This is a genomic window from Mesorhizobium sp. M0139 (genome assembly GCF_040322455.1).
Taxonomy (GTDB): Bacteria; Pseudomonadota; Alphaproteobacteria; order Rhizobiales; family Rhizobiaceae; genus Mesorhizobium.
Map to the genome: position 1 here is coordinate 1 of NZ_JAMYTN010000004.1, position 15800 is coordinate 15800.

The window sequence follows — 15800 nt, forward strand, 5'->3', positions numbered from 1 at the left end:
CGCGCTGCCGTCTCGTATTCGACGTGCGCCGTCGAAATCGTGATGCCGCGGGCCTTCTCTTCGGGCGCCGCATCGATCTGGTCGTAGCGCTTGTACTCGCCAAAATACTTCGTGATCGCCGCCGTCAGCGACGTCTTGCCATGATCGACATGGCCAATCGTGCCAATGTTCACATGAGGCTTGTTACGCTCGAATTTACCTTTTGCCATAGTCTCTTTCCTTGGACGGCCTTGACCTTCAGTTCAGTCGAATGCGGGGCGATTAGCGACTACGGCCGAAAAACACAAGTGCCTTGTGGCCGGGTGCGCTGTCCACTCGGTCTCAACCGATGATCCGATTGCGGGATGTGGCGCTGATATAGGAACGCGCGAGCGGAAATGAAATGGGGGCTGCGGGCTCCAGCACCTGTTTGCTATTCCCGCCCATGTCCTGTCCCGCCCATGTCCTGGCCTTTGCCTGCCGGATGTGCAGCCGGCGCCTGGCCCATTGCCGCTACGGCGGCGGTCTGATTTGGTTGCCCCATGCAATTCATACCGACCTCCATACGCGGCCCGCTGTTCATGATCGTTTCGACGGGGTCGTACCTCGTCAACGACACGATGATGAAACTCGCGACCGCGGGCTTGCCGTCCTATGAAGTGCTGTTCCTGCGCGGGGTCGCGGCCACGCTATGGGGCATGCCGCTGCTGTTCCTGCTGGGCTATGGCAGGCAGATTCCATTGATCTTCGACAAACGCGTGCTGCGCCGCAACCTGCTCGAGCTGGCGGCCATCCTTTGCTACGTCGTGGCGCTGGCCAACATGCAGATCGCCGATTCGACCGCGCTCGGGCAGATCACCCCGCTTTTGATGCTGGTCGGCTCCTCCATCCTGTTCGGCGAACGGATCGGCGGCGTGCGCATGGCGCTGATCGGGCTCGGCTTCATCGGTGCGCTTATGGTGGCCCAGCCGACCATGCAGGGCATCTCGGTCTATGCGTTGCTGGCGCTCGGCAACGCGGCATTGGCGGCGGCGCGCGATCTTGCCGGCAGGCGGGTCGCGGCCGAGGTGCCGGGCATGATCGTCGCCATTTCCGCCGTTGTGGTGGTGCTGATCGGCGCGGGCGCCGCGCATCTCGTTTCCGAGCGCTGGGTCATGCCGGAAGCCCGGCACCTGCTGCTCATGGCCGGCGCCGGATTCTTCCTGATCTTCGGCCATTTCTTCATCTTCATGGCCTATCGCGTCGGTCCGACCGGCGTGGTGGCGCCGTTCTACTACTGCTTCACCGTCTGGGCGGTCATCTCAGGCGTTCTGGTGTTCGGCCAGTTCCCGAATGCCCTGGCGGTCTGCGGCATCCTGCTGGTGGTCGCGAGCGGGCTGACCATCGTCTCGCTTGATGAACGCAAGCGCAGGCTGACCGTCGTCGCCTGACCTTCAAGTCAACGCGTCGAAGCAGGTTTGGCCGACCTGCGGTCGGCCAGTCGGCAGACTGGCGCCTAAAGCGTTCGCTTGCCGGAGAACTGGTGATAGGCCCACAGCACGACCACCGCGCCGATGATGGCGACGATCAGGCTCCAGATGTTGAGGCCGGTCACACCCGTGGCGCCAAAGGCGCTGAAGATCAGCCCTCCGACGATGGCGCCGACAATGCCGAGCACGATATCCATGATCAGGCCCTGGCCGGTCTTGTTGACGATCTTGCTGCCGATAAAGCCGGCGATGACGCCGAGGATGATCCAGCTGATAATGCCCATTTTTCCTCTCCATTCCCCGCCCGCCGATCATGGTCACATGATTGTCAAAAGCTCAAGCCAACTTGAAATTCCGCCCGCATGGTCCATTGTAGCCGGCGGGACGGGCTTGGTCGTTATGGAGGATTGACCTATGGGACTTTTTGACAACGCCGTGCCCGGCGGCAACATCACCAAACCGCTGATGATCGCGCTCGGCGCGCTGCTGGTGGGAAAGATGCTGAGCGGCAGAAGCGCCGAACAGACGAGTGCCGAAGAGACGGGCGAGCCCGCCCAGCCTCAAACGCCAGCCCCCACCGGAACCACGGCCTCAGGCGACGGCGGCCTGCTTGGCGGACTGGGCGGACTGCTCGACAAGCTCAAGAATGCCGGCCAAGGCAATGTTGCTGACTCATGGGTCGGCACCGGGCAGAACCAGCCGATCAACGCCAATGATCTGGGCAAGGCGATCGGCCCGCAGGTCATTCGAGAGATCGCGCAAAGGACCGGACTGGACGAGCAGGAGTTGCTCAAGCAATTGTCCACAGCCCTGCCCGGCATTGTCGACAGACTGACGCCGAACGGACAGGTGCCGCAGCAACACCAGGTCGCGTCCGCTTTCAACAGCTAGACTTCTGCGCCTGCATCACGCGCAAACACGCCCGGCACCGCCTTGCGGCTGTCGGGCGTTGCTCCGACCAGCGCGGCGAACCGCCTGGCAGTCGACGCATCGACCGGCGTGTAGACGGAAACCGAGAAATCACTGTCGCGGCCGCCCGGCTGCAGCGTGGCGAAATCGAAGGACATCGCGCCGGCGACAGGGTGCCGGATGGATTTCCGCCAGATCGGTGGCTCGGCGATGTCGCGGCTGTTCCAGCACGTGGCGAACGCTTCGCTTGCCGCTTCCAGTGACGAAACCAGCGCAGCCAGCACCGGATCGCGAGTCATGGCGACAGTGGCAAGCCGGAACTGCGCCGCCGCCGAGCGCGAAACCTCCGGCCAGTCGACAAAGCGCTGCCGCCATTCCAGGTCGAGAAACAGCCGGGCGAGCAGGCTGCCGGACCACTCATCATCCGTCTCGAAATCCCCAAGCAGCACCGCCGCCGGATGGTTACAGGCGACGACCTGCCAGTAGCGATTGACGACATATGCCGGGTGCGGCGCCAGCCCGTCGAGCAGGCTGAGCAACGGCGCGCTGGGCAGGCCTTGCGCGCCGAGCCGGTTTCGCCAATCGAGATCGGGCCGCGCCAATTGGAAGAGATAGGCCTGCTCCGACCGGCTCAGTCTCAGCACCCGCGCCAGCGAGCGAAGCACCTGCGGCGACGCGTTCACCTCCCGTCCCTGCTCGAGCCAGGTGTACCAGGTGGTGCTGATCCCCGCCTCGGCGGCGACCTCTTCGCGCCTGAGGCCCGGCGCCCGGCGGCGGCCATTGGCGCCATCGATCCGCGGCAAGCGGTCCCGCCGCTCGCGCAGGAAGCGGGCAAGCTCATCGTGCCGTGGGCCGTCGTATGGCATGGCAGTCACCTCCGATACCAGTATAAGCTATAGTCTTGTACTACTTTAAAGGAAAGCTAGGTTGCGGGCGATCGAACATCAGCCCACGGGACTTCGACAATGAATGCGCTCAATGAAATCCGTCAGATCGACTACACCGTCATCTTCGCCCGCGACATGGCCGCCATGCGGCACTTCTACGGGGATGTGATGGAATTTGATCTGCAGCGCGAACTCGGCGACAGGTGGATCGAATATCGGGTCGGCCCGAACACGCTGGCCTTGACCAGCCTCGGCATGATGTTCAACGACACGCCGCAGCAGCGGGATGCGCTGTCGCTTCAGCTGGCATTCCGGGTGGCGCCGGAGATGGTCGCTGCTTGCGCCGAGGCGCTTCAGGCCAAGGGCGTGCAGCCGGTCCTGCCGCTCACCGACCAGGAATGGGGCCACAGGACAGTGTTCTTCCGCGATCCGGACGGCAACGTTGTCGAGATATTCGCTGAGATCTGATGCGGAGTGGGGAGTTTGGAGCGGGTAGCGGGAATCGAACCCGCATATTCAGCTTGGAAGGCTGCTGCTCTACCACTGAGCTATACCCGCATCGTCCTCAAGGTTCGCGGGCTGGCAGTGGTGGAGAGGGTTGGATTCGAACCAACGTAAGCTAAGCTAACGGATTTACAGTCCGTCCCCTTTAACCACTCGGGCACCTCTCCAGCCTGCCGTCGAAGCCTTGCAACGAGGCATTCTCGCCGATCAGGTCGAAACCAGGGTTTTGTCCGAAATCAGCGAAGCGCCTTATGGCGGCAAGGCCAGTGGGTGTCAACCGCACCGCAAGGCAAAATGCGCTGATTTTGACAGCTCACCCGGCAAGCCGGCTTTCTGCCTGTATCCATGGCCCGGCGACGCGGCTATAGAAGCCGGCCATGAGCAATGACAACACGTCCAAGACCGCCAAAGACACCCACTACGCCAAGCTGCGTCGCGCTCATCGCGACGAGAAGGCCGGCGGCGCGCCTGCCTTCCGGCCGCGCCAGCCGGTGCCGCCGGGCGAGAACGCCGCCGACGGGCTGGTGCGGCTTTATGGCCTGCACACGGTGCGCGCCGCGCTCGACAATCCGCGCCGGCGGATCAGAAAGATGTTGGTGACGCGCAATGCCGCCGAGCGGCTGGCGATCGCCGACCTCGCCGCTTTGCCGTTCAAGGCCGAACTGGTCGAGCCGAAGGACATCGACAAGATCACCGGTTCGGACGCCGTCCACCAGGGCGTGCTGATCGAGGCCGAGCCGCTGAAGCCCAAGCGCCTTGACGCGCTCGGCGATACCAAACTGGTGCTGGTGCTCGACCAGGTCACCGACCCGCACAATGTCGGCGCCATCCTGCGCTCGGCGGTCGCCTTCGGCGCCGGTGCGCTGATCACCACGGCCCGCCACAGCCCGCAGGAATCCGGCGTGCTGGCCAAATCCGCCTCCGGCGCGCTGGAACATATCGACCAGGTCGAGGTGAAGAACCTCGCCGACGCGCTGGAACAGCTGCACGAAGCCGGCTTCCAGACCATCGGCCTCGATTCGGACGGGCCGGCCGAACTCGAAACGAGTTTTTCAGGCGAAAAGATAGCCCTGGTGCTCGGCGCCGAAGGCAAGGGCCTGCGCCAGAAGACGCGCGAGACGGTGACGACACTCGCCCGCCTCGACATGCCCGGCGCCATCCGCTCGCTCAACGTGTCGAACGCCGCGGCGGTGAGCCTTTATGCGGCACGGAAGTTCCTTGGAAAGTGAATAGTGAATGCTGAATGGAAAGCGTTCTTACCGTCACCGTTCACTATTCACCCACTTCATGCCCCGCCATCCGCTCCAGCGCCCGCACCAGCGCCGAATGATCCTCTTTCGCCCCGCCATTCGCCGCGCACGAGTTAAACAGCTGCTGCGTCGTCGAGGTGTTGGGCAATGAGACGCCGAGCGCCTTGGCGCCTTCCAGCGCCAGGCTGAGATCCTTCTGGTGCAGTTCGATGCGGAAGCCCGGCGCGAAGGTGCGCTTTATCATGCGCTCGCCATGCACCTCGAGGATGCGCGATGCCGCCAGCCCGCCCATCAGCGCCTGCCGGACCTTGGCGGGGTCGGCGCCGGCTTTTGCGGCAAAGACCAGCGCCTCGGCGACCGCCTCGATGGTCAGGGCTACGACGATCTGGTTGGCAACCTTGGTGGTCTGGCCGACGCCGTTCGGGCCGACAAGCGTGACGTTCTTGCCCATCTTTTCGAACACGGGCTTGGCGCGCTCGAACGCCTTGTCCTCGCCGCCGACCATGATGGTCAGGGACGCCGCCTTTGCGCCGACCTCGCCGCCCGACACCGGCGCGTCAAGATAGTCGCAGCCGAGATCGTTGATTTTCTTCGCGAAAACCTTGGTCTCGATCGGCGAGATCGAGCTCATGTCGATGACCAGCTTGCCCTTGCTCAGGCCGGAAGCGACACCGTTCTCGCCGAACAGCACCTCGGCTACCTGCGGCGTGTCTGGGACCATTGTGATGATGATATCCGCGGCCTTGGCCACTGCCGCGTGGCCGGTGATGCTTCTCAAGCCCTTGGCGACGAGATCGGCCGGCGGCTTCGAGCGGTGGTCGCTGGCGATGACGGTGTAGCCGGCATCCAGCAAATGCCCCGCCATCGGCGCGCCCATGATGCCGAGACCGATGAAGCCGATGGTTTCCATTGTTTTCTCCTTTGTTGAGGCTGAGTTCCTTCGCGCCCCCATCTCCCCCACTTGTGGGGAGATTGGCAGTTTCGGCGCCTCGCTCACCCTGCAATGTTGGGAATTGGCGAAAGCCGGGATGACGTCCGATCTCCCCCCTCGTGGGGGAGATGCCGGCAGGCCAGAGGGGGGCGCGAAGGAACGCGACTTCAATCGCGACGCTTAAGCCGCAGCACTCCCCTGCCCGGCCAGCTCTCTGAACCACTCCAGCCCGGCCTCAGTCCCCGCCTTCGGCTTGTATTCCGCCCCGACCCAGCCGGAATAACCAATCCGGTCGATATGCTCGTAGAGGAAGGGATAATTGATCTCGCCCGTCCCCGGCTCGTGACGGCCGGGATTGTCCGCAAGCTGGATATGCGCGATGCGGCCGAGGTTGGCCTCGATGGTACGGGCGAGATCCCCCTCCATGATCTGCATGTGATAGATGTCGTATTGCAGATAGAGGTTCTTCGAACCGACGCGCTCGATCAGCGCCAGCGCCTGCTCCGAATAGTTCAGGAAGAAGCCCGGGATGTCACGCGTGTTGATCGGCTCGATCAAAAGCCGGATGCCGGCCTGCTCCAGCTTCTCGGCCGCAAACGCCAGGTTTTCGGCAAAGGTATTTTCCAGCACCGAACGATCCACGCCCTGCGGCGCGATGCCGGCGAGGCAATTGACCTGCTCGCAGCCCAGCGCATGGGCATAGCTGATCGCCTTGGCGATGCCTTGCCGGAATTCCGGCACGCGGTCGGGTAGCACCGCGATGCCGCGCTCGCCCTTGCCCCAGTCGCCGGCCGGCAGGTTGAAAAGCACCTGGTTCAGGCCGTTCTTCTTCAGCCGCGCCGCAACGATCTCGGGCGCATGATCATAGGGGCCGATATATTCGACGCCCTTGAAGCCGGCGCGGGCGGCGGCATCGAAACGGTCGAGGAAATCGTGCTCGCCAAAGAGCATCGACAGATTGGCTGAAAAACGCGGCATTCTTTTTCTCCTTCTTCCCGCCAATCTTAATCGAGCAACACGATGGCCGTCGGCGCATCCTCATGGCTTTCGGCAAGGTCCTCGAATTCGGTGATCTTGTCGATTTCCGTGCCCATGGAAATGTTGGTGACGCGTTCGAGGATGAATTCGAGCACCACCGGCACCTGGTATTCCTTCATCAGCCGCTGCGCTTCCTTGAACGCGCCGGCGAACTCTTCCGGCTTGCGCACCCGCACCGCCTTGCAGCCCATGGCTTCGGCGACCGCGACATGGTCGACGCCGTAGCCGGCCTCCGGATCGTTGGAGCGGTTGACGTTCTCGAAGGCGAGGCTGACCTCGAAATCCATCGCAAAACCGCGCTGCGCCTGGCGGATCAGGCCGAGATAGGCGTTGTTCACGACGACGTGGATATACGGCAGTTTGTGCTGTGCGCCGGCCGCCAGTTCCTCGATCATGAACTGAAAATCATAGTCGCCCGACAGCGCCACGATGGTGCGATCCGGATCGGCGGCGCGCACGCCAAGCGCTGCCGGCAGCGTCCAGCCGAGCGGGCCGGCCTGGCCGCAATTGATCCAGTTGCGCGGCTTGTAGACATGCAGGAACTGCGCCCCGGCGATCTGCGAGAGGCCGATCGTGGTGACGTAGGTGGTGTCGCGGCCGAACGCCTTGTTCATCTCCTCATAGACGCGCTGCGGCTTCAGCGGCACCTGCTCGAAATGAGTCTTGCGCTTCATCGTCTTCTTGCGGGTCTGGCATTCCCTCGCCCAGCCCGACCAGTCGCGCAGCTTTCCTGCCGTCTTCCATTCGGTGGCGACGTCGAGCAGCATCTTTAGTGCCGCACCGGCGTCCGAGACGACGCCGAGATCCGGCGCGAACACCCGGCCGATCTGGGTCGGTTCGATGTCGACATGGATGAATTTCTTGCCCTTGGTGTAGACATCGACCGAACCGGTGTGGCGGTTGGCCCAGCGGTTGCCTATGCCGAAAACGAAGTCGGCTTCCAACGTCGTCGCATTGCCGTAGCGATGCGAGGTCTGCAGCCCGCACATGCCGGCCATCAGCCGGTGGTCGTCGGGGATCGCGCCCCAGCCCATTAGCGTCGGGATGACCGGCACGCCCGTTATCTCGGCGAATTCGATCAACAGATCCGACGCATCGGCGTTGATGATGCCGCCGCCGGCGACGATCAGCGGCTTTTCCGCGGCATTGAGCATCGCCAAGGCCTTTTCGGCCTGGGCGCGCGACATTGCCGGCTTGAACGGGACCAGCGGTTCATAGGCATCGATATCGAATTCGATCTCGGCCAATTGCACGTCGACCGGCAGGTCGATGAGCACCGGGCCCGGTCGCGACGAGCGCATCAGGTGAAATGCCTTCTGCAGCGCCATCGGCACGAGATAGGGCTCCATGACCGTGACCGCCCATTTGGCGACGGGTGCGGCTATGGCGGCGATATCGACCGCCTGGAAATCCTCCTTGTTGAGCCGTGCCCGCGGCGCCTGACCGGTGATGCACAGGATCGGGATGGAGTCCGCCGCCGCCGAATAGAGCCCGGTGACCATGTCGGTGCCGGCCGGGCCCGAGGTGCCGATGCACAGCCCGATATTGCCGGATTTGGCTCTCGTGTAGCCTTCGGCCATATGCGAGGCCGCTTCGACGTGACGAGCCAGGATGTGGCGGATCGAGCCCCTCGCCTTCAGCGCCGAATAGAACGGATTGATCGCCGCGCCCGGCACACCGAAGCCGCAGGAAACGCCTTCCTTTTCGAGAACGAGAACCGCTGCATCGACAGCGCGCATCCTGGCCATGTCCAGCCTCCTCAAGATTGTTGGTTGGTTGACAATGCCAGTGTCGTTTTCATTCTTCAATTTTTTCAGAATAATTTTTCATTTCGAGAAAACCGCTTCTAAATACTGATTCCCCTAGGTTTTTCGTTTTCCATGAATCCGGCCATCAAAATCGATGAAAAAGTTTTTCATTGCGATTTCGGCGAAACCGGCGACAATGCCGCCATGGAAACCAGCGAAAAACGCCAGCGCGGCCGGCCGCGCGCTTTCAACGGTCCGTCCGAGGCCGGTTCTGTACAGTCGCTGGACCGGGCCTTGCGCATCCTGGCCATCGTCGCTGAAGGCAGTGGCCTGTCGCTGAGCGAGATTTCAGCGCGTAGCGAGCTCGCGGCGTCCACCGCCTACCGCATGCTGACGACGCTGCAGAACCACGGCATGGTCGAGTTCGATACATCGGACCAGCTGTGGTCGATCGGCGTCGAGACCTACCGCATGGGTGCCGCCTTCCTGCGCCGCCGCAAGCTTGTCGACCGGGCCCGCGTGGTCATGCAGGAATTGATGGAGAAGACCGGTGAAACCGCCAATCTCGGCGTCGCCGAGGACGATTGCGTCGTTTTCGTCAGCCAGGTCGAGACCCATCAGGCGATCCGCGCCTTCTTCCGCCCGGGCACGCGCAGCTCCTTCCATGCCTCGGGCATCGGCAAGGCGGTGCTGGCGCAGCTCGAGCCGGAACGCGTCGCCGCCATCCTGCGCAAGTCGGGCCTGCAGCGCTTCACCGACAAGACGCTGTCCGACATTTCGGCGCTGGCCCATGACCTGGCTGTCATCAAGCACCGCGGCTGGTCGGTCGACGACGAGGAGCGGCATCCCGGCATGCGCTGCGTGGCCGCCGCCATTTTCAACGAGTTCGGCGAGCCGATCGGCGGTGTCTCGGTCTCCGGACCGACGGTGCGGGTGACGATGGAGCGGCTGGACGAGATCGGGCCGCTGGTGCGCGACGCCGCCGCTGAGGTGACGAGGATGATCGGCGGGTTCCGATTATAATGCGGAGAACGCTTCAGCTTTTGCTCGCCGCTTCACTGTGCGGATGCGTGGCGACGGTGCCCGAGCCCGCCCCTGTCTCCCAGCAAGTCAGCGAGATTCCGATCTCGCTCGCTTTGGAGGAGACAATCACGATCGGCATTCGCCAGCATTTACATGATCCTGTATCCGCCAAATTCGGGACGATGCGTGCCGGCGAGCGAACGCTCGACGGCCGCCGCGAAATCCTGGTCTGCGGCCATGTCGCTGCAAAGACGTCGTCCGGTGGTCATACAACAGACCAACCGTTCGCCGCCAAGATCTATCCGGATGAAGGAAGCAGCTTCGAACTCATCGCCACGGGCGATCAATCGCAGAATGCGAGTGTTGCCCGCATCTGCCGTGCAGCGGGATTGCCGATCTCCGAACCGTAGCCCGCACCGCGGCGCGCTCAAATCAGGAAGGAGGGGCTGCGTACAGCCCCTCCTTTCCGTGTGGGGGTGCCTCCTCCTAAAGGCGGCAATAGTGGCGGTAGCCGTCATAGCCGACATAGGTGTCGGAGTACGGATCGTAACTGGCGTAGCGGTTGGCGCAGCGGCGGACGTGCCAGGAGCCACCCTCGTCGTCGACATAGACGGTGCGGGGCTGCTGGTTGAGCAGGCTGCCGAGCACGAAGCCGCCGACGCCGGCGGCGATGCCGATGCCGATTTCGCGGTTGTGGTGATGGCTGTGGGCGGCCGACGGCTGGACGGTGCCGACCAGCGAGGTGGCGGCGACGGTGCTGGCGATGAGGGCAGAAGCGATTTTGCGCGTGAACATGACGATCTCCTTGTTTCGTTGCGAGAGGCGATCCATCCGCCTCTTGATCATCTGTCGTTTCGGCGCGGAAAAAGGTTCGAAAGAATTTGGGATTTTCTTGAAGGCCGGAAATCAGCCGATGGAAACCAAGATCTGATCGATCGAGCGCTCAACGCAAAAAAGGGCGGCCGAAGCCGCCCTTCCGCGAGGCAGGTCGTCTCGCTCAAAGGAAGATGATCACCTTGCCGTGGTGATGATGATGCTTGTGGTGATGGTGCTTGTGGTGATGGTTCCACCACCACCAGGGCTTGTCGTGGTGCTTGTGATGATGGTGGTGATGATGGCTGTGAGCGGAGGACGACTGCACGGTACCGGCGAGCGCGCCGGTGGCGACGAAGATGGCGACCAGGCCCGAAGTAAGACTGCGCTTCAACATGATGATCTCCTTGATCGAGGCGACCATTCGCCTCTGGAGATCAGTCGCGGTGACGTGGTGAAAGGTTCGAGGTTTTGAGCGAGTAGTGAGTAGTCAATGGTCCGAAAGGCGTTTGCCCATTCACCATTCACCCCATCCCAGTCACATGCCGCAGCCAAAACGCCATCGCGATAAAACCGACGATGGCGGCGATGCCGGTCCAGTCGACATTGGCGCTCTTCACGTCCCTGATGAGCTTTACCGCAAGCAGCCAGGCAATGACGACAAGCGGCAGGATGATGACAAGTCTGATCATGCGACACCCCGTTCGATGCGTTTGCACCTGAGAGATATGTAGGGATCGCATTGGCGGTTTTCAGCATGGCGGCCCGCCCACCTCGGCGGGGTCCATTAGCGATCGAAACGGAGTTTTGTCTTTACTGGCGCACGAAATATGCTAACCGGAGCGCCGTGCCCTTGTAGCTCAGCTGGTAGAGCAGCGGTTTTGTAAACCGAAGGTCGGCGGTTCGATTCCGTCCGGGGGCACCATCCTTCGCTCTTCGAGCTTCGGATGGCGGGCCATCCTTCGAAGCTCGACCGATAGTTCAATTCGGGGCAGCTGGCAGCAGCGGCATCAGGCTAACTCGCAACCGTTGATCCTGCGACCTTCTAAGAAAACGTCGCAGCCTGAGTGGCTGCCGTACTGCCACCGAACGTGTTTCTCACCCTGACCGATCTGTATACATAGGCGGCCCAGATCCCTGTGACTATGAAGGATGCCAAAGGTGTAACCAGAGCCCCTCCGGCAAGCAAACGGTTTACCGGGACACCAAGCACAGTCGATATCCAAACTGCGTCCAGTATGAACAAGAGAGGGATCGCAAACCACAGACATATGAACAGCTGCGGGAAGCGGTGGCTTCGCCGCAGCATCGAAACAAGCACGACCAGCTGAAGCACCAGAAATGCCAGATTGAGGGCTGCCTCGCCATAGATGGCCAAGGCCCCGTTGGGCACTGTAACAAGCTGTTGGTAGGTTTTGACCAGACTGGCCATATCGACAAGTGTGCGCAACGGCGAAAGGGACAGGCTGATCGCCAGCAGGATCAGCCAGCCGCCGAACCCCACGAGGTCATCTGGGCTCTGTGAGGATTTGCGCGACGACCGGACGGCGAAGAAAACCGGCACGCCAATCAGCAACAGAAGTATCGCCCAATGCCACATTTACCCACCCTCGAATGCATCCCTGGGTTGTTTAGCTCGCCACCTCTGGATTGTGCAAGCGTTTTTACAGAGATCAAGGCATCGTAGAGATTTTCGGGTTAGGTTTGCAGAGGACGCTGTCGTCGCTCGCAATGGCCGCATCTCACCCCAAGTCAAAATGCCGCGGAAAGGCCTGGTGCAGCAGGAGCAGCATGGTCTTGCGCAGCACGTCGGTGTCGCGGCTGGACGGGTTGAGATGGTCCCAATACCAGGCGCCGTGAACCAGATAATTCAGGCTCTCCGACAGCGTGTCTATGTCGACGCCGGTGTAACCGCCGCTGCGCGAAATCTCGATCAGCAGTTCGCGCGCTTCGGCCGTGTAGGCGAGATCGCTGGGCAGGCCTATCTCGTTGTAGAGCTGCATGCTCTTGCGGTCGCTGGAGAACACGACGAAGACCGACACCCAATTCGGATGCTGGCGGGCAAAGCGTTGCGCGCAATCGACCGCGCCCAAGACCCGCTCGACCGGCGACAGGCCGGGCGCCCGCACCAGCGTCAGCCACAGCGCGTCATATTGGTCGCTGAGATATTGCAGGACGGCCCGGAACAGGTTCTCCTTGCTGCGAAAATGAAAGACCACCAGTGCGTTGGACGAGCCGACATGCCCGGCAATGCGCTGCATGGTGACGCTGGCCAGCCCCTCCTCCGCGATGAGCTCGATGGTGGCGTCGATGATGCGCTGGACGCTCGCTTCGCCGCGCTCGCGCCGGCGGTCCTTGGGCGCGGCGTCGTTCGCCGCACCCTTGGCCGCCTTGCTTTTTCCCGCATCCGGAGTGGCTATGCGTTGCGCCATTGTCGTCAGTCCTTTCCCCGGCGGCCGAAACATCCCGCCGCTGCCTTGGCATGCCGGCGCCCTGCGGACTCACAGCGTCGGGCGTGTCCCGGCATTCGTGTACCACTGACCACGAGCCGTCTCATAGGCCATACCCGCCCGGAACACGTCAGCGTCGCTATAGGTGCGGCCGACAATCTGGATGCCTGTCGGCACGCCGTTGGCGGCGCGGCCCGACGGGATCGACAGAACCGGGCAGCGGCTCAGCATGTTGAACGGCGTCGTCATCACCCAGCCCAGCGACGGGTTCACCTCTCGTCCATTGATCTCGACCTTGCCTTTGGTCTGATCGAATTCCGCCGGCACTGCGGGAAGCGCATTGGTCGGGCAGATCAGCACATCGTATTTTTCCAGCAACGGCCCCAGCGTCTGGTACATCCTGGCCGCCACGTCCAAAGTTGCGACAAAGTCCGTGGCCTTCGACTTCTGGCCGTCCTGCGCAAACTGCCTGGCATAGCTGGTCATGTCCTTGCCGTGCTTGGCGAGCAGCGGCGACAGCGAGGCGCCGAAGAGATGTTCGAGATAGGCCATGCCGGCCTTGAGCACCTCGTCGCCCCAGCCGAGGTCCACCTCCTCGACGGTGGCGCCGAGCGAGCGGAACACATCGCAGGCAGCGAGCGTGTTCTTGCGCACGTCCGCATCCACCTCGAAGGACCCGAGATCCATGGAGAATGCGATCTTCCAACCCTTGATCGGCTTGTAGTCGAGCGGCAGGCGCAGTTTCGGGCGCAGCGTGGCGATGTCGAGCGGGCTCGGCCCGGCCATGACGTTCTGCAGCAGGATCGCATCCCCGACGTTTCGGGCCAAGGGCCCGGTGTGGCAGTAGAAATCGAGATTGAACGGCGGCTCATCGGGATTGCGGCCGTAAGGCGGCTTGAAGCCGACCAGGCCGCAGGCCGAGGCAGGGATGCGGATTGAGCCCGCTATGTCCGAGCCGGTTGCGATCGACGACGTGCCGGAGGCCAGCGTTGCCGCCGAACCTCCCGACGAACCGCCCGGCGTGAAATCCGGGTTCCAGGGGTTGCGCGTGACGCCCCAGCGCTTCGACCAGGTATAACCGGCGCAGCTGAATTCGGGCGTCGCCGTGCGGGCGTGGACGATGCCGCCGGCCTTCATGACACGCTCGTTCATCGTCGAGGTATGGCCGCCAAGCGCGTCCCCGGACAGCAGCGAGCCATGCGAGGTCGGCTTGCCCTTGATGTAGCTCTCATCCTTGATGCCGATCGGCAGGCCCTCGAGTGCGCCGGTCCTGGCGCCCCTGGCGTATTTCGCTTCGGCTTTTCTGGCGAGAGCCATCGCCTCGTCGAAATGCGTGAAGGTAAGGCAATTGATCGTCGCCTTGGTCGCCTCGGCGCGGCGGATGGTGGCCTGCATCAGTTCCACAGGCGACAGTTTCTTCGCCTTGAACAGCCGCAACACCTCGCTGGCCGGCATGTAGCAAAGGTCGAGATCGGACATCGAAAATCTCCCGCGGCGGCTTTACGGCATCTGGCATTGGCGATGGCAGGGCCGCGATCCGCGGCCCGATGTTTGGTGGTCAGCTTCGGCTGGCGGGCCCGCTATTTCTGCAGATCGGTCCAGATCCTGGTGTAGAGCGCCTGGACGTCTGCGGGACAGGCCGGCATGAATTGGCCCTTGTCGGCAAATTCGGCCGGAACATCCACTTCGGGCGCGCCCTTCATATCGGCCGGCAGGAAGGGCTCGGAGCCCTTGATGCCGTTGGCGTAGTGCGCGAAGGCCGAGATCATCGCCGCATTCTTCGGGTCCATAATGAAATTCTGGAAGAGCTTGGCGTTCTCGACGTTCTTGGCATCCATGAGCACCGCGACATTGTCCATCCAGATTGGAAAGCCCTCCTTGGGATAGCCGTAGACGATCTTGTCGTTCTCCAGCCGCTCGCGCAGCGATATGCCGTTCCAGTTGACGCCGGCGGCAATGTCGCCCCTGCCGAGACCGTCGACGGCCGCATAGTCGAGCGACAGCCATTTCGCTTTCGCCTCGATGAGCTTGTCATGCACCTTCTTCAAGAGCACCTTGTCGTCGGTGCAGTACTTACCGCCCTCATAGGCAATGGCGAGGAACATGATGTCCCCCATTTCGGGCACGACATTGATCTTGCCGACGAGTTCCGGCGGCGGATCGAGGAAAATCGCCGAGGTGTTCGGATCGCCCGCATATATCGATTTGTTGACCGAGATTCCGGTCGTGCCCCATTGCCACGGCACGGAGTATTTGCGGCCGGGATCGAACGGCACGTCGACCCATCTCGGATCGACGTTTCTAAAGTTCTCCATCTTGTTGGGATCGGTTTCCAAGAGCAGGCCTTCGCTGATCCAGATCGGCATCACGCTGGCCGATGGAACGACGATGTCATAGCCGGAAGCGCCCTGGCGGACCTTGGCCAGAGCCGTATCGTTGGAGTCGTAGTCGGTGACGGTAACCTTGACCTTGTAGGTCTCCTCGAACTTCTTGATCAGGTCCGGGCTGGTATAGTTGCCCCAATTGTAGATCTGGAGTTCGCCTTCGGCGTGGGCAATGCCGGTCATCGCCAGCAGCGACAGGCCGAGCGCCGTGGCGGTCAATTTCAACTGCATGCTTATGTCTCCCATTGTTGGGACTGGCGGGATTGCGCCTCGAGTCCGTAAGTTCCCTTCGTCCTGGTGGTCATTCACCGGCGAATGCCGGCTGACCAACTCGGTATGTCGGGCGACGGTATTAATTACTGAACATACAGTCAATATCTTTTAGCGACACAACTGCGTCATCGGCACCGGCAGT

At 62.3% G+C, this 15800-nt stretch carries 19 protein-coding genes and 3 tRNA genes; 7 read left to right on the top strand and 15 right to left on the bottom strand.

Annotated elements, in window-relative coordinates; translation table 11 throughout:
* Window positions 1-209: GTP-binding protein (locus tag NKJ58_RS07285; protein WP_352852907.1), on the bottom strand; the 209-nt coding region annotated here is incomplete at its 3' end.
* Between the two features lie 312 nt (window positions 210-521).
* On the opposite strand from NKJ58_RS07285, the gene NKJ58_RS07290 reads away from it, so the two are divergent.
* On the top strand, window positions 522-1409 hold the full coding sequence (locus tag NKJ58_RS07290; protein ID WP_023681464.1) for a DMT family transporter: 888 nt from the start codon (window positions 522-524) through the stop codon (window positions 1407-1409).
* A gap of 65 nt (window positions 1410-1474) precedes the next feature.
* Here NKJ58_RS07290 and NKJ58_RS07295 read toward each other — a convergent pair whose 3' ends face one another.
* Window positions 1475-1732 carry a GlsB/YeaQ/YmgE family stress response membrane protein gene (locus NKJ58_RS07295; RefSeq protein ID WP_023688411.1) on the bottom strand — a complete coding sequence of 86 codons (258 nt, stop codon included), beginning with the start codon at window positions 1730-1732 and terminating at the stop codon, window positions 1475-1477.
* Window positions 1733-1862: 130 nt separating this feature from the next.
* Between NKJ58_RS07295 and NKJ58_RS07300 the strand changes: the two genes are divergently transcribed.
* Window positions 1863-2339, top strand: a complete 477-nt coding sequence (locus NKJ58_RS07300) for a YidB family protein (protein WP_023667447.1) — start codon at window positions 1863-1865, stop codon at window positions 2337-2339.
* Here the strand turns inward: NKJ58_RS07300 and NKJ58_RS07305 are convergent.
* Complete coding sequence (locus tag NKJ58_RS07305) at window positions 2336-3223, bottom strand: helix-turn-helix transcriptional regulator (protein WP_023688410.1); 888 nt, start codon at window positions 3221-3223, stop codon at window positions 2336-2338. The genes NKJ58_RS07300 and NKJ58_RS07305 overlap by 4 nt on opposite strands.
* A gap of 99 nt (window positions 3224-3322) precedes the next feature.
* Here NKJ58_RS07305 and NKJ58_RS07310 point away from each other — a divergent pair, with 99 nt between their 5' ends.
* The gene (locus tag NKJ58_RS07310; RefSeq protein WP_023688409.1) at window positions 3323-3712 is read left to right on the top strand and encodes a VOC family protein; all 390 of its coding nucleotides are present in this window, start codon (window positions 3323-3325) and stop codon (window positions 3710-3712) included.
* 16 nt (window positions 3713-3728) lie between these two features.
* Here the strand turns inward: NKJ58_RS07310 and NKJ58_RS07315 are convergent.
* Both NKJ58_RS07315 and NKJ58_RS07320 read right to left on the bottom strand, forming a co-directional pair.
* Window positions 3729-3802 (bottom strand) — tRNA-Gly (locus tag NKJ58_RS07315).
* Between the two features lie 28 nt (window positions 3803-3830).
* A tRNA-Tyr gene (locus NKJ58_RS07320) sits at window positions 3831-3915 on the bottom strand.
* Window positions 3916-4125: 210 nt separating this feature from the next.
* On the opposite strand from NKJ58_RS07320, the gene rlmB reads away from it, so the two are divergent.
* Window positions 4126-4977, top strand: a complete 852-nt coding sequence (gene rlmB / locus NKJ58_RS07325; RefSeq protein ID WP_023681467.1) for a 23S rRNA (guanosine(2251)-2'-O)-methyltransferase RlmB — start codon at window positions 4126-4128, stop codon at window positions 4975-4977.
* Between the two features lie 43 nt (window positions 4978-5020).
* Here the strand turns inward: rlmB and NKJ58_RS07330 are convergent, their stop codons facing one another.
* The 3 genes from NKJ58_RS07330 to gcl form a co-directional block, all read right to left on the bottom strand.
* Window positions 5021-5950: a 2-hydroxy-3-oxopropionate reductase gene (locus NKJ58_RS07330; RefSeq protein WP_156933914.1), complete on the bottom strand. Its 930-nt coding sequence runs from the start codon at window positions 5948-5950 to the stop codon at window positions 5021-5023.
* A gap of 159 nt (window positions 5951-6109) precedes the next feature.
* Window positions 6110-6907 (bottom strand): hydroxypyruvate isomerase, encoded by a 798-nt coding sequence (gene hyi / locus NKJ58_RS07335; RefSeq protein WP_352518600.1) that lies wholly within the window; start codon window positions 6905-6907, stop codon window positions 6110-6112.
* Window positions 6908-6933: 26 nt separating this feature from the next.
* Complete coding sequence (gcl, locus tag NKJ58_RS07340) at window positions 6934-8715, bottom strand: glyoxylate carboligase (protein WP_352852908.1); 1782 nt, start codon at window positions 8713-8715, stop codon at window positions 6934-6936.
* A gap of 204 nt (window positions 8716-8919) precedes the next feature.
* Between gcl and bhcR the strand changes: the two genes are divergently transcribed.
* Entirely contained in the window at window positions 8920-9738 is an 819-nt protein-coding gene (gene bhcR, locus NKJ58_RS07345) for an HTH-type transcriptional regulator BhcR (RefSeq protein WP_023681470.1), read from the top strand.
* A gap of 47 nt (window positions 9739-9785) precedes the next feature.
* A complete protein-coding gene (locus NKJ58_RS07350; RefSeq protein ID WP_245270859.1) occupies window positions 9786-10148 on the top strand; it encodes a hypothetical protein in 363 nt (120 codons plus the stop codon).
* A 76-nt stretch (window positions 10149-10224) separates the two neighbouring features.
* Here NKJ58_RS07350 and NKJ58_RS07355 read toward each other — a convergent pair whose 3' ends face one another.
* From NKJ58_RS07355 to NKJ58_RS07365, 3 genes are all read right to left on the bottom strand, one after another.
* On the bottom strand, window positions 10225-10533 hold the full coding sequence (locus tag NKJ58_RS07355; RefSeq protein ID WP_023667455.1) for a BA14K family protein: 309 nt from the start codon (window positions 10531-10533) through the stop codon (window positions 10225-10227).
* 202 nt (window positions 10534-10735) lie between these two features.
* The gene (locus NKJ58_RS07360) at window positions 10736-10948 is read right to left on the bottom strand and encodes a hypothetical protein (protein ID WP_023741376.1); all 213 of its coding nucleotides are present in this window, start codon (window positions 10946-10948) and stop codon (window positions 10736-10738) included.
* Window positions 10949-11075: 127 nt separating this feature from the next.
* Window positions 11076-11243 (bottom strand): hypothetical protein, encoded by a 168-nt coding sequence (locus NKJ58_RS07365; protein WP_023695307.1) that lies wholly within the window; start codon window positions 11241-11243, stop codon window positions 11076-11078.
* A 157-nt stretch (window positions 11244-11400) separates the two neighbouring features.
* Here NKJ58_RS07365 and NKJ58_RS07370 point away from each other — a divergent pair.
* Window positions 11401-11476: transfer RNA gene (locus NKJ58_RS07370), tRNA-Thr, on the top strand.
* 120 nt (window positions 11477-11596) lie between these two features.
* Here NKJ58_RS07370 and NKJ58_RS07375 read toward each other — a convergent pair.
* From NKJ58_RS07375 to NKJ58_RS07390, 4 genes are all read right to left on the bottom strand, one after another.
* Window positions 11597-12127, bottom strand: a complete 531-nt coding sequence (locus tag NKJ58_RS07375) for a DUF2569 family protein (RefSeq protein ID WP_352518615.1) — start codon at window positions 12125-12127, stop codon at window positions 11597-11599.
* 166 nt (window positions 12128-12293) lie between these two features.
* Window positions 12294-12983 (bottom strand): TetR/AcrR family transcriptional regulator, encoded by a 690-nt coding sequence (locus NKJ58_RS07380; protein WP_023681477.1) that lies wholly within the window; start codon window positions 12981-12983, stop codon window positions 12294-12296.
* A gap of 69 nt (window positions 12984-13052) precedes the next feature.
* Window positions 13053-14480 (bottom strand): amidase, encoded by a 1428-nt coding sequence (locus NKJ58_RS07385; protein WP_023738916.1) that lies wholly within the window; start codon window positions 14478-14480, stop codon window positions 13053-13055.
* Window positions 14481-14581: 101 nt separating this feature from the next.
* On the bottom strand, window positions 14582-15616 hold the full coding sequence (locus NKJ58_RS07390; RefSeq protein ID WP_352518616.1) for an extracellular solute-binding protein: 1035 nt from the start codon (window positions 15614-15616) through the stop codon (window positions 14582-14584).
* Window positions 15617-15800 lie beyond the last annotated feature (184 nt).

Excerpts from the sequence above, each read along its gene's own strand:
- NKJ58_RS07290 (WP_023681464.1), top strand. The coding sequence starts at position 522 with ATGCAATTCATACCGACCTCCATACGCGGCCCGCTGTTCATGATCGTT.
- NKJ58_RS07295 (WP_023688411.1), bottom strand. The coding sequence starts at position 1,732 with ATGGGCATTATCAGCTGGATCATCCTCGGCGTCATCGCCGGCTTTATC.
- NKJ58_RS07300 (WP_023667447.1), top strand. The coding sequence starts at position 1,863 with ATGGGACTTTTTGACAACGCCGTGCCCGGCGGCAACATCACCAAACCG.
- NKJ58_RS07305 (WP_023688410.1), bottom strand. The coding sequence starts at position 3,223 with ATGCCATACGACGGCCCACGGCACGATGAGCTTGCCCGCTTCCTGCGC.
- NKJ58_RS07310 (WP_023688409.1), top strand. The coding sequence starts at position 3,323 with ATGAATGCGCTCAATGAAATCCGTCAGATCGACTACACCGTCATCTTC.
- rlmB (WP_023681467.1), top strand. The coding sequence starts at position 4,126 with ATGAGCAATGACAACACGTCCAAGACCGCCAAAGACACCCACTACGCC.
- NKJ58_RS07330 (WP_156933914.1), bottom strand. The coding sequence starts at position 5,950 with ATGGGGGCGCGAAGGAACTCAGCCTCAACAAAGGAGAAAACAATGGAA.
- hyi (WP_352518600.1), bottom strand. The coding sequence starts at position 6,907 with ATGCCGCGTTTTTCAGCCAATCTGTCGATGCTCTTTGGCGAGCACGAT.
- gcl (WP_352852908.1), bottom strand. The coding sequence starts at position 8,715 with ATGGCCAGGATGCGCGCTGTCGATGCAGCGGTTCTCGTTCTCGAAAAG.
- bhcR (WP_023681470.1), top strand. The coding sequence starts at position 8,920 with ATGGAAACCAGCGAAAAACGCCAGCGCGGCCGGCCGCGCGCTTTCAAC.
- NKJ58_RS07355 (WP_023667455.1), bottom strand. The coding sequence starts at position 10,533 with ATGTTCACGCGCAAAATCGCTTCTGCCCTCATCGCCAGCACCGTCGCC.
- NKJ58_RS07360 (WP_023741376.1), bottom strand. The coding sequence starts at position 10,948 with ATGTTGAAGCGCAGTCTTACTTCGGGCCTGGTCGCCATCTTCGTCGCC.
- NKJ58_RS07365 (WP_023695307.1), bottom strand. The coding sequence starts at position 11,243 with ATGATCAGACTTGTCATCATCCTGCCGCTTGTCGTCATTGCCTGGCTG.
- NKJ58_RS07380 (WP_023681477.1), bottom strand. The coding sequence starts at position 12,983 with ATGGCGCAACGCATAGCCACTCCGGATGCGGGAAAAAGCAAGGCGGCC.
- NKJ58_RS07385 (WP_023738916.1), bottom strand. The coding sequence starts at position 14,480 with ATGTCCGATCTCGACCTTTGCTACATGCCGGCCAGCGAGGTGTTGCGG.
- NKJ58_RS07390 (WP_352518616.1), bottom strand. The coding sequence starts at position 15,616 with ATGCAGTTGAAATTGACCGCCACGGCGCTCGGCCTGTCGCTGCTGGCG.